23 protein-coding genes, 2 tRNA genes and 1 other RNA gene are annotated in these 21,850 nt (G+C 36.5%); 8 read left to right on the top strand and 18 right to left on the bottom strand.

All coding sequences use genetic code 11. The features are described 5' to 3' along the window. Nucleotides 1–89 precede the first annotated feature (89 nt). On the top strand, nucleotides 90–530 hold the full coding sequence (locus tag QSG86_RS07480) for a universal stress protein (RefSeq protein WP_317030910.1): 441 nt from the start codon (nucleotides 90–92) through the stop codon (nucleotides 528–530). 95 nt (nucleotides 531–625) lie between these two features. Here QSG86_RS07480 and acpP read toward each other — a convergent pair whose 3' ends face one another. The 5 genes from acpP to QSG86_RS07455 form a co-directional block, all read right to left on the bottom strand. Further along, nucleotides 626–862 (bottom strand): acyl carrier protein, encoded by a 237-nt coding sequence (acpP, locus tag QSG86_RS07475; RefSeq protein ID WP_317030909.1) that lies wholly within the window; start codon nucleotides 860–862, stop codon nucleotides 626–628. 90 nt (nucleotides 863–952) lie between these two features. After that, nucleotides 953–1,687, bottom strand: coding sequence for a 3-oxoacyl-ACP reductase FabG (fabG, locus tag QSG86_RS07470; protein ID WP_317030908.1), 735 nt, complete (start codon nucleotides 1,685–1,687; stop codon nucleotides 953–955). Then, nucleotides 1,684–2,673, bottom strand: coding sequence for an ACP S-malonyltransferase (fabD, locus tag QSG86_RS07465; RefSeq protein WP_317030907.1), 990 nt, complete (start codon nucleotides 2,671–2,673; stop codon nucleotides 1,684–1,686). Before fabD ends, fabG begins: the two co-directional genes overlap by 4 nt. Nucleotides 2,674–3,009: 336 nt before the next feature. Continuing rightward, entirely contained in the window at nucleotides 3,010–3,192 is a 183-nt protein-coding gene (gene rpmF, locus QSG86_RS07460; RefSeq protein ID WP_004279227.1) for a 50S ribosomal protein L32, read from the bottom strand. Between the two features lie 77 nt (nucleotides 3,193–3,269). Continuing rightward, a complete protein-coding gene (locus tag QSG86_RS07455) occupies nucleotides 3,270–3,827 on the bottom strand; it encodes a YceD family protein (protein ID WP_317030906.1) in 558 nt (185 codons plus the stop codon). A 97-nt stretch (nucleotides 3,828–3,924) separates the two neighbouring features. Here QSG86_RS07455 and QSG86_RS07450 point away from each other — a divergent pair, with 97 nt between their 5' ends. From QSG86_RS07450 to rluB, 5 genes are all read left to right on the top strand, one after another. Next, entirely contained in the window at nucleotides 3,925–4,587 is a 663-nt protein-coding gene (locus QSG86_RS07450; protein WP_317030905.1) for an elongation factor P hydroxylase, read from the top strand. An 88-nt stretch (nucleotides 4,588–4,675) separates the two neighbouring features. Beyond that, nucleotides 4,676–5,293, top strand: coding sequence for an L-threonylcarbamoyladenylate synthase (locus QSG86_RS07445; RefSeq protein WP_317030904.1), 618 nt, complete (start codon nucleotides 4,676–4,678; stop codon nucleotides 5,291–5,293). Between the two features lie 330 nt (nucleotides 5,294–5,623). Further along, a complete protein-coding gene (locus QSG86_RS07440; RefSeq protein ID WP_317030903.1) occupies nucleotides 5,624–6,415 on the top strand; it encodes a segregation and condensation protein A in 792 nt (263 codons plus the stop codon). Then, entirely contained in the window at nucleotides 6,412–6,996 is a 585-nt protein-coding gene (gene scpB, locus QSG86_RS07435; RefSeq protein ID WP_317030902.1) for an SMC-Scp complex subunit ScpB, read from the top strand. Before QSG86_RS07440 ends, scpB begins: the two co-directional genes overlap by 4 nt. A gap of 41 nt (nucleotides 6,997–7,037) precedes the next feature. Beyond that, nucleotides 7,038–8,030 (top strand): 23S rRNA pseudouridine(2605) synthase RluB, encoded by a 993-nt coding sequence (gene rluB / locus QSG86_RS07430; protein ID WP_317030901.1) that lies wholly within the window; start codon nucleotides 7,038–7,040, stop codon nucleotides 8,028–8,030. 156 nt (nucleotides 8,031–8,186) lie between these two features. Here rluB and bioD read toward each other — a convergent pair whose 3' ends face one another. From bioD to coaD, 11 genes are all read right to left on the bottom strand, one after another. After that, nucleotides 8,187–8,846: a dethiobiotin synthase gene (gene bioD / locus QSG86_RS07425; RefSeq protein ID WP_317030900.1), complete on the bottom strand. Its 660-nt coding sequence runs from the start codon at nucleotides 8,844–8,846 to the stop codon at nucleotides 8,187–8,189. Continuing rightward, on the bottom strand, nucleotides 8,843–9,631 hold the full coding sequence (gene bioC / locus QSG86_RS07420) for a malonyl-ACP O-methyltransferase BioC (RefSeq protein WP_317030899.1): 789 nt from the start codon (nucleotides 9,629–9,631) through the stop codon (nucleotides 8,843–8,845). The genes bioD and bioC overlap by 4 nt, the downstream gene beginning before the upstream one ends. Beyond that, nucleotides 9,628–10,785, bottom strand: coding sequence for an 8-amino-7-oxononanoate synthase (locus tag QSG86_RS07415; RefSeq protein WP_317030898.1), 1,158 nt, complete (start codon nucleotides 10,783–10,785; stop codon nucleotides 9,628–9,630). Before QSG86_RS07415 ends, bioC begins: the two co-directional genes overlap by 4 nt. Next, nucleotides 10,782–12,017 (bottom strand): adenosylmethionine--8-amino-7-oxononanoate transaminase, encoded by a 1,236-nt coding sequence (gene bioA, locus QSG86_RS07410; protein WP_317032700.1) that lies wholly within the window; start codon nucleotides 12,015–12,017, stop codon nucleotides 10,782–10,784. The genes QSG86_RS07415 and bioA overlap by 4 nt, the downstream gene beginning before the upstream one ends. Nucleotides 12,018–12,161: 144 nt before the next feature. Next, nucleotides 12,162–12,893: a hydrolase gene (locus QSG86_RS07405; RefSeq protein ID WP_317032699.1), complete on the bottom strand. Its 732-nt coding sequence runs from the start codon at nucleotides 12,891–12,893 to the stop codon at nucleotides 12,162–12,164. A 1,338-nt stretch (nucleotides 12,894–14,231) separates the two neighbouring features. Further along, nucleotides 14,232–14,741 (bottom strand): hypothetical protein, encoded by a 510-nt coding sequence (locus tag QSG86_RS07400; RefSeq protein ID WP_317030897.1) that lies wholly within the window; start codon nucleotides 14,739–14,741, stop codon nucleotides 14,232–14,234. A gap of 1,147 nt (nucleotides 14,742–15,888) precedes the next feature. Next, nucleotides 15,889–15,965, bottom strand: a tRNA-Met gene (locus tag QSG86_RS07395). 469 nt (nucleotides 15,966–16,434) lie between these two features. Continuing rightward, nucleotides 16,435–16,511: transfer RNA gene (locus QSG86_RS07390), tRNA-Met, on the bottom strand. 73 nt (nucleotides 16,512–16,584) lie between these two features. Then, nucleotides 16,585–16,959, bottom strand: an RNA gene (gene rnpB / locus QSG86_RS07385) — RNase P RNA component class A. Between the two features lie 27 nt (nucleotides 16,960–16,986). Continuing rightward, nucleotides 16,987–17,250 (bottom strand): YfhL family 4Fe-4S dicluster ferredoxin, encoded by a 264-nt coding sequence (locus QSG86_RS07380; protein ID WP_317030896.1) that lies wholly within the window; start codon nucleotides 17,248–17,250, stop codon nucleotides 16,987–16,989. Between the two features lies 1 nt (nucleotide 17,251). Beyond that, entirely contained in the window at nucleotides 17,252–17,743 is a 492-nt protein-coding gene (gene coaD / locus QSG86_RS07375; protein ID WP_317030895.1) for a pantetheine-phosphate adenylyltransferase, read from the bottom strand. A 186-nt stretch (nucleotides 17,744–17,929) separates the two neighbouring features. Between coaD and smpB the strand changes: the two genes are divergently transcribed. Then, complete coding sequence (gene smpB, locus QSG86_RS07370) at nucleotides 17,930–18,406, top strand: SsrA-binding protein SmpB (protein ID WP_317030894.1); 477 nt, start codon at nucleotides 17,930–17,932, stop codon at nucleotides 18,404–18,406. A gap of 236 nt (nucleotides 18,407–18,642) precedes the next feature. Here the strand turns inward: smpB and pgeF are convergent, their stop codons facing one another. Both pgeF and rluD read right to left on the bottom strand, forming a co-directional pair. Continuing rightward, nucleotides 18,643–19,380 (bottom strand): peptidoglycan editing factor PgeF, encoded by a 738-nt coding sequence (gene pgeF, locus QSG86_RS07365; RefSeq protein WP_317032698.1) that lies wholly within the window; start codon nucleotides 19,378–19,380, stop codon nucleotides 18,643–18,645. A 23-nt stretch (nucleotides 19,381–19,403) separates the two neighbouring features. Beyond that, nucleotides 19,404–20,456: a 23S rRNA pseudouridine(1911/1915/1917) synthase RluD gene (gene rluD, locus QSG86_RS07360; protein WP_317030893.1), complete on the bottom strand. Its 1,053-nt coding sequence runs from the start codon at nucleotides 20,454–20,456 to the stop codon at nucleotides 19,404–19,406. Between the two features lie 71 nt (nucleotides 20,457–20,527). On the opposite strand from rluD, the gene QSG86_RS07355 reads away from it, so the two are divergent. Beyond that, the gene (locus tag QSG86_RS07355) at nucleotides 20,528–21,496 is read left to right on the top strand and encodes an outer membrane protein assembly factor BamD (RefSeq protein ID WP_317030892.1); all 969 of its coding nucleotides are present in this window, start codon (nucleotides 20,528–20,530) and stop codon (nucleotides 21,494–21,496) included. Nucleotides 21,497–21,850: the final 354 nt, after the last annotated feature.

Below are 21,850 nucleotides of genomic sequence, written 5' to 3'. Positions count from 1 at the left end.
TTTTAATTCATTTTTGTTTCAGTTAGAATGAAGTGATAAATAAAACATCATTCAGCAAAATGTAACATTGTAAAATAAGGAGTAATAAAATGGCATTTAATAATATCCTCGTTCCTATTGATGGTTCAGCAACAGCATATTCCGCTGTAGATAAAGCTGTAGAGCTTGCTAAAGCATTTAATAGTAAAATTACGGTCGTTCAAGTTCTGACTTTAGATCCTTATATTGCAGCTGAATATATTTCAGCATCTCAAACAAATGAACTCATTGAAAGAGCCAGAAAATTTATTTTAGCATCACTTGAAGAAGCAAAAGCCAAATTTGCCGAAAGTGGTGTGACCGTCGAAACCAAACTACTCGAAGGACAAGTCATTCATAGAGAAATTACACAAGCTGCTGAAGATATCCATGCCGATATTATTATTATGGGATCACATGGCCGTACAGGATTAAAAAAACTGTTCCTTGGCAGTGTTGCACAAAGTGTACTCAGTGAAGGCACTACACCAGTCATGATTATTCGAGATTAATCAATAAAAAATACCGATATAAGTATTTTAATCCACATAAAAAAACCACCAAAATGGTGGTTTTTTTTATGTTCAGCACAGCTGACCATCATCGATTAACCTAGTTTTTTAGCAACATAGTCAATCGCTGATTGTACTGTAGTGATTTCATTAGAATCTTCATCTGGAATCGTAATATCGAAATCATTTTCAAAAGACATCACGAGCTCAACAAGATCAAGAGAGTCTGCACCCAAATCATCCATGAAAGATGCTTCGTTTTTAATCTCTTCAGCTTTAAGACCAAGTTGTTCTGCTACTGCTTGCTTAACGCGTAGTTCGATATCGCTCACAGGAATTCTCCTCATTGCTTGTGGCGTTTTTAATGCCGTTAGTTTAATTGAATCTTTAGTTTTTGGAAAGTTTATACTGTAGCTGTTTGTTTAGCTCATGTATAAACCACCATTTACATGTAATACTGAACCCGTAATATAACTTGCTTTATCTGAAGCTAAGAAGCTTACAGCATTCGCAATATCTTGCGGATCGCCTAATCGATTTAATGCCACTTGATCACTCATTTTTTTACGAATTTCTTCGCTCAATTGATCAGTCATTTCAGTGGCAATAAAACCAGGAGCTACAGCATTTACAGTAATTTGACGGCTTCCCATCTCTTTAGCCAAGCTACGACCAAATGCCTCAATCCCTGCCTTTGCCGCTGAGTAATTGGCTTGTCCTGGATTAGCAAAATGGGCAACAACCGAGCTAATATTAATAATTCGGCCAAAACGTGCCTTGGTCATACCTTTTAAAACACGTTTAGATAGACGATAAACTGCTTTTAAATGAATATTTAAAATGTCATCCCAGTCATCTTCTGACATACGCAGTAACAAATTATCTTTTGTAATTCCTGCATTATTAACCAAAACCAAAACTGAACCATACTGTTGTTCAATTTCAGTAATGAGTGTATCTATTGCAGTGCCATCACGAACATCAAGGACTTTTCCAACACCTTGCGCTGCGAAACTGCTGGTAAGTTTAGCTGCACCTGCTTCAGAGGTTGCCGTACCTACAACAAAAAAACCATCTTGGATTAACTGTTCTGCAATAGCAGCGCCAATTCCTCGACTTGCACCAGTAACTAATGCAATTTTACGTTCCTGTGTCATGCGATTTTTCCTTCAGCCACTAAGATGGCATTGAGTGCATCTTCCATGCGACTTTTACTGTCTAACGGAAATGCTTTTTCAATTTTTGGTAACCGTTTTGCTAAATTGGCCAATACATTACCAGGACCACATTCGACAATATATTCAATTCCTTCATCTTGAAGATATTGCATCGTATTGGTCCATTGCACGGATTGATATAACTGCTGTGTTAACGCTTGACTCACACCCGCCACATCAACAGCAATTTGTGCGTTGACATTTTGTATTACTGCCAGCGATGGCAACTGAATTGCCGTTTGTTGCAAAGCAATAGCAAACTGTTCAGCAGCCGGCTTCATTAATGAACAATGAGATGGAACTGACACAGGAAGTGCAATTGCTTTAGCACCTTGTTCTTTCACAAGATGAATCACTTGTTCAACTAAAGCTTTATGGCCTGCAATCACCACTTGGCCATTGGCATTATAATTTGCAGCCTCAACAGCACCATCTTCAGTAGTGGCATTGACTTGAGCACATAATTCTAAAACTTTAGCATCATCTAAGCCTAAAATCGCAGCCATAGCACCAGTACCTTGCGGCACTGCACTTTGCATTAACTGACCACGTAAATTTACCAACTTTACTGCATCAGCTAAACTTAATGCACCAGCAGCAACTAAGGCACTATATTCACCTAAAGAGTGTCCTGCTAAATATTTAGGTGCAACACCCCCCAACTCCAGCCAGACACGCCACAAGGCAATACTCGCTGTCAATAGAACAGGTTGGGTAAATTCAGTTTGATCTAAACCTTCGCCGGTCTGTGCAATATGCCATAAATCAAAACCAACAGCATCCGATGCTTCCGCAAAAGTTTCACGTATGCTGGTAAATTGTTCAGCCAATTCTGCCAACATACCCGCTTTTTGCGAACCTTGGCCTGGAAATACAAAGGCAGTTTTTGTTGCCTTAGCCGCTTGCTCTAGTTGTTTAGCAAACATAAGAAATTCCTTTAAGTAAGATATGTCAATATGGCAAAATTGCTCATGATATTCACATTACTTCATGTAAGCTTATTTATGGAGCGCAATTTAGCACGTAATTTTTATTTCAGTAATTGCCAAATACAACAAAAACGCGTTTCTATTCATAATTTGTTTATATTTACAACGTCATGTTCTGATCATCATCATTTGTCTTAAATAGACAAAAAAGATTGATCATCAAATATACATCACTGCTATGATAACGATACTGCAGGTTAAATTTAGCCTAAAAAAAAAGGGAGCGAATGCTCCCATTTTTTCTACTAAGCTTGGCGCTTAATACATCATCAATTATTCAGCAGATGCTTTAGCGAATAATTGACGACCACGATAGATACCATCTTTAGATACGTGATGACGACGATGAGTCTCACCAGTAGCTTGGTCTACAGTTAATGCATTCTCGGTTAAAGCGTCATGTGAACGGCGCATGTCACGGCGAGAGCGACTTTTACGGTTTTGCTGAACGGCCATGATGGCTCCTTACAAAGATCGAAAAAATGGATCAGAACAAATTCGATTGTCTTATACTTGTCAGTATAACACAAAAATTAGTTAAGTTTACCCTTCAAAGTAGCCAAAACATCAAACGGATTATCCCGCTTTTCTTCGGCAGACTCTTCTTGAGCAGGTTGATGCTTATGCTCACAAGTATCATGCTTAGGAGACAAAGGCATCAACAATAGCAACTCATCCTCTATCAGTGCCAATAAATTAACCATTGCAGGTGTATCATAATCACCTTTTGTGGTCGCTTCACTTTCACCTAAGACAATGAAATCAGCATCCTCATCCAAGCGCTCTATCAGTGACTCATCATCCACAAGAGCTAAATGAAAATCTGAAACAAGTTCAATATCAACAGCATCTAAACAACGCTGACATTCCATTGGAACTTTTGTTTCAACATGACCATCCAACCAAATTATGCGATGATACGCATCCATTGATAGCTTACAGTCTATGTTAATCAATTGATCATCAATTGATCCAACAGCTTCACGGGCAATACGAGCAAAGCTAGACAATGGCAGTGTTCCTGACCATGTAAAACCTTGTTCAGCCCATTTAAACGGCTCAATCTGTGCCGGAAAGGTATTTGCTGACATAATTAAGGCGGCAATTCTACAAATTCATCAGTACTCTGTCAAAGATTAAGATACAATTTTGTACTTATTTAGACAGACCAATTGGGTAAATTAAGTCATGCATCTGTTGCAGCCGCAAACAGAAGTGAATATCTCATCACTTGTTAGCACACTTCCAACTTCCGATTCTGACACTTCACTTCAACAAGTGCAACTCTCACCATGGGTGAATTTATCGCCAGAACCCCAACAAGTGGATTGGCTCATCTTACACTTTAATCACTGGTTTTCCCACCTAAATGTGTTATTAGTTCGTGGTGATTTTGAACCAGAATATTTTCCAGCAACACCAGAAACGCCTGCACGTATCCAATTTGCACATGGTTTCTTTAACAGTGCGCTACATGAAATTAGCCATTGGACGATTGCTGGACCCAAACGTCGTTTACAAGCTGACTTAGGATATTGGTATGCACCCGATGGCCGAACTGAAGCACAGCAGGCATTATTTGAACAAGTTGAAATCAAGCCACAAGCCATCGAATGGTTATTTGCACAAGCTTTTGGGCGTAAATTTCGTGTTTCTTTAGATAATCTCACGGGTGAAAGTAGTAACGGTCAACATTTTAAAGATCATGTTTTTAAGCAAGTAAATGATTATTTCTCTGGTACAGCACGTCTTCCTCGAGATGCACAGCAATTCATTCGCTATATTTGTCACTGTACTCGACATGGCAAAATGTTACAGGCAGATGAATTTCAACGAGAAGCTTTAGATTAACTTACACATTACAACGTGTTGTAGATTGCATCCGCTAAAAAAGCAGAGAGATAATGCCATCAGATAAAACAATGAAAAAGGATCACATATGCTACATTTAAGGGTACATCCTGAAAATCCACAACCACGTTTAATTAGTCAGGCAGTGGAGCGCATCCGTGCGGGAGATGTTGTGGTCTATCCAACAGATGCTGCTTATGCCATTGGTTGTCAAATTGGTAATAAACATGCCATGGAGCGAATTTCGCAAATTCGTGGTCTGGGACCCAAACACCAATATGCCATTTTGTGTGCCGATCTTTCTGATATTGCAACCTATGCAAAAGTAGACAATGCAATGTACAGATTACTTAAAAATAATACTCCTGCAATTACCACCTTTATCCTTCCTGCGACCAGCGAAGTCCCTCGACGTCTGATGCATCCAAAGAAAAAAACGATTGGTTTACGCATTCCAAGTAATCCAATTTGTCAAATGTTACTCAAAGAATTAAATGAGCCTCTGCTCACCAGTACATTAATTTTACCTGGTGACAGTGATCCTCTTGATGATCCTTATGAGATTGAATTACAACTTGAAAAACGCATAGATGTATTGATTGATGGTGGACTTGGTTCATTAGCAACCACCAGTATTGTTGATTTATCAGGTACACATCCTGAAGTGATTCGTCATGGTATGGGTGATACTCGTCAATTTGAATAAAATAGAGATAAAAATATTTTAATATTAATGTGTTAGTGTTAACCCCTATCTATTGGCTATTGACTTTAATATGACGATCTTGCAGATCGTCATATATCATTTGCGCGGCAATGCTTTAAATTTACGATCACGATCATTATCACTGAAATAAATGTTTTGTATTTATTTTCGATTTTTTATTTAAATATCGTCATAATTCGATTTATTTAAGTCTAAATTTCTATTAGACTAAGATTTGCTATTGTATTGATGAAATAACTCCAATCTCTACGCTTCAATGTCCATCAAATAGCATTCATGCTTTTGAAAATTCGCGTGGCCTAAACTGTAATGACACAAATTGTCCAAAATGCTATGGAAAATCTGCAAAGCATCCGTGTAATGGATGAATGGCAAGATGAACTTCCTGAGGATCTCTATATCCCTCCAGCTGCATTTGAAATTCTCTTAGAGCATTTCGAAGGACCACTCGACTTTTTAATTTACCTCATTCAAAAAAATGGTTTTGATCTCATCAATCTCGATATTGCACCGATTGCTTCACAATATCTTGCCTATATGGATAGCATGAAGTCACTCAATATAGAACTAACTGCAGATTATATGGTGATGGCTGCACTTTTAGCGGATCTAAAGTCACGCTTGTTACTCCCAAAACCAGCTAGCATCAACATAATTGAGAAAGATCCCAAACAAAATTTAATTGATCGACTTGAAACGTATTTAAATATCAAGCATGCAGCTGAACGTCTAAATCAAATGTCTATTTTAGAACGTGATACCTTTCAACCATTTGTTAATCTAGAACAAATACCTCAGCATCAAACTTATGCAGCCAGTCAGCTTCATGATGCATTACAATGTTTATTTAATCGACCAGAACCCATTCAGCATCAAATTCTTCAAGAACCTGTTTTATTAGAGGAACGTATTGCCTCAATTCAACAACAACTACAACAAGGTCAGGTACTTGAATTTAAGCGATTACTTAAACCGAGTCAGGGGCGTTTAGGTATGGTCGTCACCTTTATGGCTGTACTTGAATTAAGCCGTCAACAAAAAATCTGTATTATCACGACCGGTATCGATGCACCACTCACCATTCAAAGGTCACCGCTATGAGTGCTGACGAGTTATTGCCTTCTTCTCATGATCTACATGAAATTCTCATGCAGTTAGAAGCCATTATTTTTACCAGTGAAACACCTGTTTCATTGGCTCGACTCAAAGATGCATTTCACGATCGCTATAGTAAAGTACAACTCCGACAATTTTTACAACAACTATCCGTATTACAGCATGGTCGATCTATTGAATTAATTGAAACAGCTCAAGGTTTTCGTTTCCAAGTTCGTGATAAATATCGTAATATTATCAAACAAATTTGGCCTGAACGACCAACTCGTTTATCGCCATCATTGCTCGAGATTCTTTCGGTGATTGCTTATCATCAACCCGTAACTCGATCAGATATTGAACAAATTCGTGGAGTCACAAACAATAGTCAAATACTACGTACATTGTTTGAATGGAACTGGATTAAAGAATCTGGTTTTCGTGAACTTCCTGGAAGACCCGCGTTGTTAATTACAACGCCTCAATTTTTGAACGCATTTGGCCTAACTTCTTTAGGTCAACTGCCACCCCTACAGAATACCAAGGAAGCTTTTATGACAATCGATGCAAATGCAGCGAAATCATAAATAGGTAAACTGTTGATGATCATTTCTAAGGTTATACTGTCATGAGTGAAAAATTGCAAAAGGTGCTTGCACGTGTTGGTTTGGGTTCTCGCCGTTATATGGAAGAAGTCATTGCTGCTGGCCGTGTCAGTGTCAACGGTCAAGTAGCCCAAGTAGGTGAACGTATCGAACCAGGCGATGAGCTTCGCATTGATGGTCGTAAAGTACAATTTCAAATCGAAGATGAAATTCGCCGTCGTGTTTTAATTTATTATAAACCTGAAGGTGAAATTTGTTCTCGCAACGATCCTGAAAACCGTCCCACGGTATTTGACAACCTCCCTCCTATTGCCAATGATCGCTGGGTCATGGTTGGACGTCTAGATATCAACTCTACAGGCTTATTACTGTTTACTAATGATGGTGAATTAGCCAATCGACTCATGCATCCTTCAAATGAAATTGAACGTGAATATGCAGTACGTGTAATGGGTGAAGTTACACCACAACTTCGCCAAAATATGCTACAAGGCGTAACACTGGATGATGGTCCTGCAAAATTTGAATCTTTTGCTGAAATTGGTGGTGATGGTATCAATCGTTGGTATCAAGTCGTTGTGAAAGAAGGACGTAATCGTGAAGTACGCCGTATTTTTGAATCACAAGGTTTAAAAGTAAGCCGCTTATTACGTACTCGCTATGGCACAGTCATTTTACCTCGTGAACTGCGTACAGGCCGTTGGATCGAATTGGATAAACAGGATATCGACAATCTAACCAAAAGTGTCGAACTTAAACCACGCCAAGGCACTGGTCTATTTGGTATGGCAAAACGTCGTAATGAACGTATGCAAGAAAAACCAATGGCTGCGCGTCGTGGTGGTTATTTACGCCAACAGCGTCGAGATACCGAAGCAACTCAAGGTGGCAACCAACAGCAAGAGCATCAGCGTGAACGCCGTGACCGTGATGATCATACAGGTCAACGTGAACGCCGTAATGAACATGGTTTACGCAAACCTTTTGGCATCAATAAAGGTTTTAAAAAGTTCTAAACTATATCGGTTAAAAATAGACTGAATAATGCCAATCTGCATAACTGATTGGCATTTTTGATCTCCATTACTCAGTTCAGCCTGCATATAGTGATCAAGTCTTATTTGTGATCATCATGATTAAATATAAATCATGATGACTAACATTTGCCATGATTATAAAGATTCAATAATAGGAATCTCTAACCACTGCGCATGTGGAAAATGTGTCGTTAAATATTGTTTTAAATAATCTGCTGTACTGTTAGAAATTAAAGGATCTTGAGATTCATCATGTAGGTTATAGGCCAAGGCATATAACTCAATATTTTTTGCCTTCAAAGCCTCTAAGCTCAATAGTGTATGATTAATACTACCTAAACGACCAGAACTTACCAAAATCACTGGAAACTTTTGCATAGCCACATAATCCAGCGTAAGTAATTTCTCATTGAGCGGAACCATCAACCCGCCCGCACCCTCAAGCAATACGCGATCAAATTTTTGCATTAATTGCTGTGTTGCGGCCTCAATTTTACCAAAATCGATCTCCCTTCCATCCAGCTTGGTCGCTAAATGTGGTGAGGCTGGATAACTAAAAATCTCCGGCATGGTTAATTTTTCAATATCAACATCCAGCCATCCAGTTCCCATAATTTGCCGATGCTGCTCAATATCTTCAGAAATATCAACATTACCCGTTTGAATCAATTTTTGTGTAATGGTTGCAATACCTTGAGCATTCCATAATTTTGCTAAATAACCTGTTGCATAGGTTTTACCAATACTTGTATCAATACCACTCACAAAAAAAACCTGAGATGTCTGAACAGTCATACAATACTCCGTGCAATACAATAAATAGGATGATACGTCAGTGGATATAATCGTTGACCTTCGCCATCTATCGACACAAAACGCTCATAATCATGATAAAACTGATGTAAGGTGGTTTTACTCCATTTAAAATCCGTCGCTGTTGCCGTAACACCAGTTGCCTTTAAATGTTGCAATACCTGCTTCGGATGATCAAAACTCAGGCACTCAAACGCTTCTGAAAAATGCAATATCTCAAACCCATGATTAGATAAGTAAGCTTGAATGGTCGCAGCGCTGTGATAATGTAAACCTTGGCCTGTTAATTGTTTTATTTCGGTCAGATTATCAACACCAAATGTCGAAAAACACAATAAACCCTGAGGTTTTAAATGTGCTGCAATTTTAGAAAATAACTGATTTAAATCGATTACCCATTGCAATGCAGAACTAGACATAATCAAGTCAAAACAAACAGCCAGATCTAATCGTTCAATATCATCAATGTAAAATTCCACACTATTCAAATCAAAATCACCACAATGCATCATTATTTGTGGATACAAATCATTTAAATACAGGCGCTGCACATTGGTTTTTTGCAACAATAAACGTGATAGCTGTCCAGAACCACAACCTATATCAAGGACATGATCAAGTTGATTTGATAAACAATAATGCTGAATTAAATTAGACAAGGTCAAGGTGATTTTTTTTTGTACCAATGCATGTTGATCATAACTGGTATGTGCTTGCGAAAATCTTAGTGCAATCTTAGACTTATCAATGATTACTTTCGATTTCATAATAAATGAACCAACCGTTGTAAATCAGATATTTCAATGATGCTATTGAGGCAAATACGCAGTCGAGAAGAATGCTGTGGTACAGTAGGTGGTCGTACAGGCATCATATAAAAACCCGCGTTTTGCAATTTTTTTGCTTGTATAACAGTTTGCTTTGAATCACCAATAATCACAGGAACAATATGAGAACTAGATGGACAATCAAAACCACGTGCAATAACTTGCTGCCTTAAGAAATCACTTTTGATCGCTAAATCTTGTCGTGCCGACTGTAAACCTTGCATATATTCAAAAATAAATTGTGTCCATGCCATACAGATTGGTGGCTGTGCTGTACTAAAAATAAGAGGCCGCATGGTATTAATTAAATACTGTCGAATCACTTCATGACAAATTAAATATCCTCCGACTGATGCCAATGCCTTACCAAATGTTCCTACTAAAAAATCAATATTCGCAATTACATTATATTGCTCTGCACATCCCAAGCCCATAGCACCACGCACACCAATGGCATGCGCCTCATCCACATAGAGCATGACTTTAGAAAACCGCTGTTTAATCTGCACCAAATGTGTCAAATCAGTTTCATCACCATCCATACTAAAGATAGATTCTGTCACTACAATAATACGCTCATATACATCATCATCATGATATTTTTCTATCAACTGACAAAGATGAGCCAAATCATTATGACGATAGCGCAAATACTTGGCGCTGGACAAACGAATGCCATCGATAATACTGGCATGTATCAGTTTATCTGCCAGTATTAACGTTTTTTGATCCGCGATAGCAGGCAGGATACCAATATTCATATGATAGCCAGTATTAAAAATTAAAGCGGATCGTCCTAGAAAAGCCTGACTTAAACTCGCTTCTAACTGTTCATACTCCACAAAATTACCAGTCAGTAAACGTGAAGATGAGGCACTCATTCGTGGCAACACATCAACCTGATGCTGAAAAAACTGCTCACGTAAATCTATTTGACCTGCCAAGCCCAAATAATCATTGCTTGATAAATTCAACATATCATGATGATTAATTTGAATATATTGATTATATTGTGTGTGTGAAACAAATTGACGTAAATTGCCTTGCTGTTTTAATCGCTCTAAATGATCTGCATAGTGATTCAATAAATTCATGACACAACAAACTCCATCATAGTCACAACCTCTACCAATTGCGTTAACAAGGTCTGTAATTGCGTTTGACTAATCACATAAGGTGGCATCACATAAATCAGTTTGCCAAAGGGTCTCACCCAAATACCACGTTTAACAAACTGCTCCTGCAAGATACGCATATTTACTGCATACTTAAGCTCAACGACACCAATTGCCCCCAGAATACGCACATCTTGTACATGATCCAACGCTGAAAGTGGTGTCAATATTTGCTGAAGTTGCTGTGCTATCCGTTGAATATTGGCTTGCCAATCTTGAGATAATAATAATTGGGTACTCTTGAGTGCAACCGCACAAGCCAGTGGATTAGCCATAAAGGTCGGGCCATGCATAAATACACCAGCCTCTCCCTGACTTATCACCTCTGCGATATGCTGTGTAGTTAAGGTCGCAGATAAGGTCATATAACCACCCGTCAGTGCCTTACCCATACACATAATATCAGGCTCAACCTGCGCATGCTCCCACGCGAACAACTTTCCAGTACGACCAAATCCTGTCGCAATTTCATCAAAAATTAGCAATATTTTATATTTTTCACATAACTTTTTAACTTGTCGCAAATATTCAGGGTGATAAAAACGCATTCCACCCGCACCTTGAACAATCGGCTCAATAATAAAGGCAGCAATAGTTTCATGATGCTGATGCAAAGTTTGCTCTAATTGTGCAGTATCTTCTGGATTCCAATCTTGTGTAAATGTGGTCTGTGGTGCATTTACAAATATACGCTGCGGTAGACTTGTACCAAAAATTTGATGCATTCCTGTGACTGGATCACATACCGACATCGCATTCCAAGTATCACCATGATAACCAGAACGCGTTGTTATGATATTGGTTTTGTCCTTTTTACCCAATGAAACCCAATACTGTACGGCCATTTTTAAGGCCACTTCAACAGCAACTGATCCTGAGTCAGCATAAAAAATTTTATCCAAACGAGGAGGGGTAATCTCTAAAAGTAAACGCCCCAATTCAATCGCAGGTTGATGAGTAAGTCCACCAAACATAATATGTGACATCTGCTGCAATTGATCCGTGATCGCCTGATTTAATTCAGCATGATTATAACCATGAATCGTACACCACCAAGAGGACATACCATCAATCAATTGCCGCCCATCACATAAATGAATTATTGCACCCGATGCATGTGCTACCTGAAAAGTAGGCAAAGGATCAATCATGGAAGTATATGGATGCCAAAGATGCTGCTGATCAAATTGCTGATCTGTTAATTCAGCCACCCTAAACCCCTTTTCAAGTTTTTATCTATAAGAATATAAATATTAAACAGCTCACTTTAAAATTAAAATTGCAAGAAAAGCCAATTATGCTTCTGTTTCACTTATTTTCTTTAAATATTGGTAGATTTTGTGACTTATTTCTTGTGCTGCAAATATTGGAAAGCCATGACTGCCAGATATCAACTCAAACTCTAAAAACTTTGCAGTTAAGTTAGAGAAATTTTGGCTAACTTTGTAGCTAACTAAGAAATCTTGTTTTGCAAATAAATGATATTGATATCCAGCATAGTTATTCAAGATATCAACATTATTTAATTTTTCCAAACATGTTAAACCCTGTTTTAATAATTCAATATTCTGTGGCTGTATTAAACTTTGCAGCTTGATAAAATCTTGTCGACTGGTTTCTACACCTTGACAAACCATATAACCAAATTTTTTTAAAGTAGACACAGCATCTTGCTGAAATGAGTGGGTGAAGTGAGTAAAAGTGCGTGCTGTCATTGCATTTAACCAACCTGTATGAGCAACAAAACACGGATTAGATGCCAAGGTAATTAAAATTTTATATTGTTGATATTGCTGTGCAATTTGATTTACCAATAGTGTTGCAAGTTGACCACCTAAAGACCATCCAACAATCACATCATATTGATAAGCCATCTCAACATGTTGTGCCAATACTTGTGGATCAAGTCCATTAAAAATATTGATTAATCCAACTTGATAACCTTGTTGTGATAAAGACTGCTGTAAAGGCTGAAGCAATTGACATCCTCCTCCCCAGCCTGTGATTAGTAAAATTCTCACCAATATAACTCAATCGCTAAAAACATATAGTGTACTGAAAAAATAATATCAATCGTTATCTCAACGATTAACTAAATCAATTAAAAATGATAAATCACACAACAAAGATCGTGCAGCAATTTTTTAAACCATACATCATTAAAGATCTTTATTTCACGATATAGGGCAATGTACTACGCGTATTTTATTCGACTCCACAGAATTAAGTGGAAAAATTTGATCACTATCCTCAAACTGAATAAATAGCACTACTGGACAAGGAGCTATTCTGCTTTATGATTCAACATTTCAGTACTAAAAATCATAAACCGCAAATAGATTAACCATATTCATTGTCGATATTTTTAAGTATTTTAATCCACCACGATCATCGCTACATTTTATTTGAACGCTAGCTTAGCTGATCCACTCTAGCTTAATACCTTTAATTGTAATGCATACTCAAGCATCATCTGCTATTCATAGCGCGATATTAACCACAACATAGTAGTTTATTCATCATCATTGAGTTTTTATTTACGTCCAAAATAATCAATGGCATATTTTATAATGCCGTTTTTAATCCGACCAACAGCATCGCAATAATGATCTGATTAAAGTCATATTTTAGATGATTACCCCTACCATCCAGAACAAAATTCAAGCGATCAATAGCTGTCATATTTTAAGAATACAATCAACAAAATCATGTCCATAAAATACTGATTCTGTGATATAGAGTATCATGCTCAGTATTTACGCTATCATCTCAGTCATAGCCAGATAGCGAAAGTACGATATTTAAGCCTATACCTGATATTTATCATAAATAGTTCCCTTAAAATAATAGAAAGATGACTTTACAATTAATTTAATCGAATTTTTTTTTAATGCAAAAACAGCTTCAAGATCCAGAATTTTTGAGCAAATAAATAGCAATCTAATATTAAATATCATTAGACATATTTGCAGCTTCCCACCCAATAGAAAATGCATAAAAAATAACCATTAAAGATAGGATAGCTTTTTTATCTCATTTGCTCAAAAATAAATGTAATATCTCATTTTTGACTATTTATTTCATTTTAGATCCTCAATAATCAAGATTTTTATCTATTCAAGATATATCGATATATAAGCAATTTTTCCCAAATCACTTAGTCGCGGCAAACGATGCAATATAGATAAAATATTTTATGATGATTACTGTTTAATCCTTTCATTTTATATAAAAATTTATTTCACTCAGACTTCTATTGATAAATTGTATATACAACATATATCATTATTTATCTGATATCAGCAAATACATCAATCATCTATCTCATATTGATTGGTATAAAATCATCACACATAAAAAAATGATTAGATTTTAACCTTTTCAAAATTAGCATCTAAATCGTTTAAAGCAGAAGTAAAACCTAATAATGAAATTGATTTTTTAACTTCTTTATTCAAGCTTTTATCTTCATATGAAATTTCTAAAGTATAACCCGTTTTCATATTATCAATTAATGCATTTGCATTACGATAAATTCCCTCTTTTGCGACTTCTTTGTATTTATTATCAATATTTAGAGCCGTGTTTTTACTTTTATTTTGATTATTTCCAATGACCAAATTATAAGTATCATCTACACGAACAATTGAAACATTTTCTTTATTAAGAATACAAATTTTATTATTTCCATTGACATTATCCCAGCAATTTATTTTCCAGCTTAATCTATTGACCATATTCATATCTGGTTTGTGACTATCAATATCATTTTTTTGAATAGCTGCAATAAGCTTAACCAAACCATCTTGATTCACAGTATCTGCATATACAGAAGAAACAAATAAAGAACTTAAGAGAATTGTTAAAAATTTCATAAAAATTAACCATTAAAAGTATCGCGGCTATTTTATTTTATTTTATTTTATTTATAAACAACTAAAACAAGGTATTTAATGTTATTTTTAAATTATTTGATAAATAAGAGTATTACATACTTTTTCTATCAATTATAAAATAATAAATAGTTATTTATTCATTACAAAAATGCTAATGCCATCACAATATAAAGATTATTTAGTTTATATTAATATTAAAACAAACAGATAAAAATTATTTGATTTTTTATCAATATACTTATGTAGAACTAATGATTTAAATCAAAAATAAAAAAAATCATCTTAACCAAATTTTAAAATAAAATCAAAACCTACCCTAAAAATACCATCAATAATAAAAAATTATGCACCAACTAAGATCAATCAGAATACAAACCTATGTAGTAACAAAGAGATTTTTAATAAAAATAAATCAAAATATAACCCAATGTAATCTTTGGATTACAAAAATATTAATATATTTAATAAATTTAAAAATTATTTTATATAAGAAAAATCAATATGATTTATATGATGATCATATTACACAAGGTTGAATTAAAGTTAAAAATATAAAAATATACTTTTTTGCTGTATTTAAACTTATTGTAAGTATTACATGAGAATAAAGCTTTAACCAATATAGATCGACTTTATGACATTTATAAATTCAACTTCAGTTTATGATCCCAGAAGCAAATTCTGATCAAAAATTTGAGTGCATTAAATATTTGGATATCGCTCAAACCACAAATCAACTTTTTATTTAAAACAACAAAATAAAGGAGTATGTTCAAGCCTATTTGAATTGAGTTCCAATACCGCTGGCTCAATACATGATTGCTCACCATCAGCACAGTAAATTGAGCTAAAAATAAGAAACTCGCCATTCTTAAGCAAAATTTAGATCATATTAAGGTAAATAGATTAAAATTATATCAAGTTGATCCACTACGCCATTCTAGGCATTTAGAATAAACTACTCAACTGAACTAGATATAATTTAGATGCTCTATCTTATAGCTTCGCAAATAGTCGTAAATCAATATATAAAAAAGTAGGAAAGATGAGGATCGTGTTTTACCATCAAAACAATATTATATTTAACATAAAAAAAGACCACATTTAGGAATGTGGTCTATAAAAATGGTGGCTATGACGAGACTTGAACTTGTGACCCCCGCATTATGAGTGCGGTGCTCTAACCAACTGAGCTACATAGCCGTAAACTGTGTGCGCATTATCTAGATTTAATTCATAAGCGTCAAGTATTTTAATAAAAAAAATGATCACAGTTTATACAAATAAATTTATTCTTTAAAAAAATGATATTTTTCTTACTAAATCGACCAATAATCAGACGATTACACCCATTTTTATTTATTTCAATAAATAGCACATGGCCATCATAGTGCTCATATACATTTTTTAATTTTGTTGCGTATATTGCATCAATATTTTACTGATTCGAAAATAATATAATGACTTAACTGGTCCAATTTAAATACAAACCAATGCTACTTATACTGATTCTCTTTTGATGATATCACTACTCACCAATTATTTATGCTTCAAAAAATACATGACTTAAAACAACAGAAAGACTTATCGTAGCCAATTGATTTCGCGGCTTAAATCTAAAATAAATCAATAGATAAAAAAAGACCACATTTAGGAATGTGGTCTATAAAAATGGTGGCTATGACGAGACTTGAACTTGTGACCCCCGCATTATGAGTGCGGTGCTCTAACCAACTGAGCTACATAGCCGTAAACTGTGCGCGCATTATCTTTGGTATTGCAATCAACGTCAAGTCTTAATACGCACTGTTTGTACAAAATTTAGCGAAGTGAGCCGATAAGCCGGGTTCTGTCAAGAACGATCATTCCTCTAGGCGTACAATCACTCATACGCTCAAGCGACCTACCCGGATCCAGCATGGGCCATGCCTAAAGGATCCCTATTTGGTCTTGCTTCCGGTGGGGTTTACCATGCCATGAACTGTTACCAGTCATGCGGTGTGCTCTTACCACACCCTTTCACCCTTACCTTTTTATTTTAATGATTTAAAATAAAAAGGCGGTCTACTCTCTGCTGCACTTTCCGTCGGTTCACACCGCCCAGGCGTTACCTGGCACCTTGCCCGATGAAGCCCGGACTTTCCTCTCCTGCTTCAGTCACGAAGACCTCCACAGCAGCGATCGTCTAGCTCACTTCAGGGCAGCATAGTAACAAAAATATCTGTTAATTGCTCGTCTTTTTTTGCTCAAGCAATTTTTTATATTTTGCCATTAAATCATCATGCGTTTCATGATGACTGGGATCGACGGGAATACAATCTACAGGACAAAAAATTTGACACTGTGGTTGATCATAATGGCCGACACATTCCGTACATAAACTGGGATTAATTTCATAGATCAACTCACCCATAAAAATAGCTTCATTTGGGCAAACTGGTTCACAAACATCGCAATTAATGCATTCATCAGTAATATATAAAGACACGTCACCAACCTTGTTGATGTTTATGCTCAAATGCAGTAACAACTGCAGCAGGCACAAACTTTGTCACATCCCCTTTTAAACGTGCGATTTCACGTACTAGGGTTGAAGAAATAAAAGAATATTGTTCTGAAGGGGTCAGAAATACGGCTTCAAAATTCGCATCAAGTTGCCGATTCATATTTGCCAATTGAAATTCATATTCAAAATCAGAAACTGCACGTAATCCCCGCAATACTGCTGTGGCTTTTTGTTCATGAAAAAAGTTAACCAACAGACCATCAAAACCCATAAATTCAACGTTAGGTAAATGCTTTAAAGAGGCTTGTGCCAACGCAACGCGTTCTTGTAAAGTAAAAACAGGATTTTTATGATGTCCAATAGCGATTGCAACCACAACCTCATCAAACATTTTTGCAGCACGAGTAACTAAGTCGATATGACCATTGGTAATCGGGTCAAATGTACCAGGATAAATTACGCGAGTTTTAGACATCCATTTTACTCTAATTCATTTTGTATGACGTACATTTTAACAAAAAGTTGATTTTTAAGTGAAGAATACTGATTAAATTCTATGAGATTGATTGGTTTTTTTAAAGTCTATATGAGTTTTGATTTAGTAATTGTCTTTTCACTTCAATTTGGGGCACAATAGCGATAAGTTTGGAAGTATTTGATTATGGCGAAAGCAACAGTAATTAAAAAAAATACCAGTGGTACCATTGCACAAAATAAACGTGCGCGCCACGATTTTTTTATTGAAGAAAAATTTGAAGCAGGTCTTTCTTTACAGGGCTGGGAAGTAAAATCTCTACGTGCTGGTCGTATGACGCTGACAGAAAGCTATATCACGTTTAAAAATGGTGAAGCCTTTTTATTTGGCGCACAAATTCAACCCTTACTCAGTGCATCAAGTCATGTGGTGCCTGAAGCACGCCGTACACGTAAACTATTACTGAGCAAACGCCAAATTGAAAAATTACTTGGCGCAGTACAACAAAAAGGATATTCATGTGTACCTTTGGCTTGCTATTGGAAAGGCCCTTTAGCCAAACTAGAAATTGCACTGGTGAAAGGAAAACAATTGCATGATAAACGTGCAACAGAAAAAGATCGTGACTGGCAACGCGATAAAGCACGAATTTTCCACAAATAAGCACAACGTTAATGATGCAAGCTATATTTAAAGGTATTGTCAATACAATACCTTTGATTATCAGATTATAAGAAGCTCATAAGATCGCAATCAATATTTCCAATATATGCAGATAACTAAAAAGCGCCATCAATGATGCACAGTCATGTTTTATCGTGCGCACCATCAAAAGTCATCAAAAAACAAACCGATATAGCTCAATCAATTTAAAAAAATAAACCGACAGCCTAGATTCGTTATTGCATAAATACAAATGTCGCCATTCGTCCTGTTTTAGCCTCACGGCGATATGAAAAATAATCTTGCTGTGTATAAGTGCATTGATCACCACCCAACACGTGCAAAACACCATGTTGTTTTAAAATAAAACGGGCAATTGCATATAAGTCCGCATAATATTTATTGGGCTTTTCTCCAGATATAAATGCATTGGCCAACTCAGGATACTGATGACAAAATGCCGCCTTCACCTCTACGCCGACTTCGAAACATGGCTGACTAATCGCGGCCCCCAACCAAGCCCACGTTGGCTGACTTTGCATACAAGCAATCGTATTTTCAATGATTCCTTGTGCTAAACCTCGCCATCCAGCATGTAAGTTGGCCACTTCCGTTCCATTTTGATTACCCAAGACAACTGGCAAACAATCAGCAGTCATCATCATCAGCGCATGACCCTTTTGTTGTGTCACCAATCCATCCCCCTCTGGGGCCAGAAAAGAGAGTTCATCATTGAATCGATGACAAATAGTACTGTGTGTTTGTGTCATCCATGTCATTTTTTCTATTGCATAAGGTGAAAAAGCGTCTAGAAGTGCCATACGATGTCGCTGTACACGTTGAGGATCATCATGGACATGCAATGCCAAGTTAAATCCAGCCAACTCTTTGTGTTGAGTTGGTTGAGTGGCCTGACATAAGACTTGAGTTTGCCCTGCATACACACCTAAGGGTAAACCTGTTACAAATTGAATATCCAATTGCTATTCCATCCTCGTTAGTATGCCGCATTCTCTGAACGCAATACATCAACCAATTGTGTAAAATCTTCAGGCCAAGGCGCTTTAAATAACATTTCCTGACCTGTTCTAGGATGAATCAAACCTAGTTCAGCTGCATGTAAGGCTTGACGCTTAAAACTACGCAATGTCTGTTCAAGTAATGCACTGGCTCCAGCAGGGACTCGTACGCGTGGCATATATACTTGATCACCAATCAAACCATATCCCAAATAACTAAAATGTACCCGAATTTGATGTGTACGACCCGTTTCAAGTCGTGCTTGGATACGTGTAAAATGCTGAAAGCGCTCTTTGACATTATAATGTGTCACAGCAGACTTACCACCCGGTAGTACAGTCATTTTAATACGATCAACAGGATGACGTTTAATCGGCTCATCAATTGTTCCGCCCGCAATCATATTGCCATAAACCAATAAATCATAAACGCGATAAACAGATTTGTTGGCCAATTGTTTAGTCAGTGAAAATTGCGCCTCCAAATTTTTAGCAACCACTAACAAACCACTGGTATCTTTATCAATTCGATGTACCAATCCTGCACGTGTTAATTCAGATGCTTTAGGGTAGTGATATAACAATGCATTCACTAAAGTACCACTAGGATTACCAGCACCCGGATGTACTACCATGCCTACAGGTTTATTAATCACCACAATATCATCATCTTCATACACAATACTTAATGGAATATTCTCTGGTTGACTTGTGGTTTGTGCCTCTAAAGCAACATTTAAAGTGAGTGTTTCATTCCCTTCACACTTGTACTTTGGCTTAACACTGTTACCATTAACCAGCAAATGACCATCTTTAAGCCATTGTTTTAGTCTTTCGCGTGAATAATCACTCCAAATAGATGCTGCGACTTGGTCAATACGCTGTCCCAAAAAATGATGATCAAGTTGAAATTGCAAACATAAATGCGTTGCAGTCATTTCTGAAGTATGCTGATCTGTGTCATCAGAATCATCAAGTAAATGGAAATCAGTTTCAGGGATGTTTGAATCGGAAGATTTTGCTTGGGTCATTTGATCATTGAAAAAAAAGTGGTTTAATAGTGCAATTGTAGCTCATTGCCCGTAATAACAGAGGAATTTTTATGTCGCTACCACGTTATAAAATTACAGTGTTAGCTCTCACGATTGGTCTAACAACAGCAATCGTTGGATGCAGCAGTAATCCAAAAAAAGAAGTGGTCGATAAAGGTCCGCAGTCTAGCGAACAAATTTATATTCAAAAAGCTCAAAAAGCACTTGAAAATGAACATTATGCAGATGCTGCAAAAGCTTTAGAAGCAATTGAAACATATTATCCAACAGGTGAATATGCTCAACAAGCTCAACTCGAATTGCTCTATACAAAGTTTCAGCAAAAAGAATATGAAAGTGTCATCGCACTTGCAGATCGTTTTATTCGACTTAATCCACAAAACCCTCATCTTGATTATGCTTACTATATTCGCGGTGTCGCAAATATGGAGCAAAACTACGATGGCCTGATGCGTTATACTTCATTAAAACAAGCACATCGTGATGTAAGTTATCTCAAAATTTCTTATCAAAACTTTGTCGATTTTGTACGTCGCTATCCATCTAGTCCTTATGCAGTGGATGCTGCTCAACGCATGCAATATATCAATAACGAGCTTGCTGAAGCAGAAATGAATGTTGCACGTTTTAATATTCGACGTAAAGCATGGGTTGCTGCAATTGAACGCGCACAGTGGGTCATGCAATATCATCCAACAGCACCACAAGTGCCTGAAGCTTTAGCAACGATTGCGTATGCCTATGAAAAATTAGGAGATTCAGCATCAGCGCAACAATATATTGATCTATTAAAACTCAACTATCCAAATCTGGTTAAAGCCAATGGTACGGTTAATCTAAATGCTGCACAAAAACAAGCCAGTTGGGTCAATAGAGCTACACTTGGTCTCTTTGGTGGTGAAAAACAAGGACAAAAAGCAAGTATTCCGGCACCAGAGCGCAGTTGGACCAATCGTTTAAGCTTAGGCCTACTCGACAAACCAAAATCTGCTGACAGTAATCAAGAAACTGAAAAATAATAGATTCATATCTAGCAAACAAGCACAATAGAGTCCTTGACTATTGGTATTTAATCTATAAAAAATACTGATAGCCAAACGGCCTCTATGCTGCTGGAATAAAGTTATCAATATTTAAATATAACTAAAATTTACACTATAAGAGCCAGTCCTAGCATCAATAGCATGAGGAATATTATCTCTATTCACAGCGCTATTTTAATCTACCGATCGTAAGCCAAGTAAATTGATAAACGCAGTACTGCTGTCGTTATTTTAATATTCGCAATTTTATCAAGGACACGTTATGATAGCCGCCCTTTTCATTGGCTTGGCGTACATTTAAGATTTTGTCTAAAAGGTAGACAACTCTGC

The organism is Acinetobacter sp. SAAs474 (genome assembly GCF_032823475.1).
Classification (GTDB): domain Bacteria; phylum Pseudomonadota; class Gammaproteobacteria; order Pseudomonadales; family Moraxellaceae; genus Acinetobacter.
The sequence above is the reverse complement of the archived record's forward strand: the minus strand, read 5'-3'. Positions and strand labels throughout refer to the sequence as shown.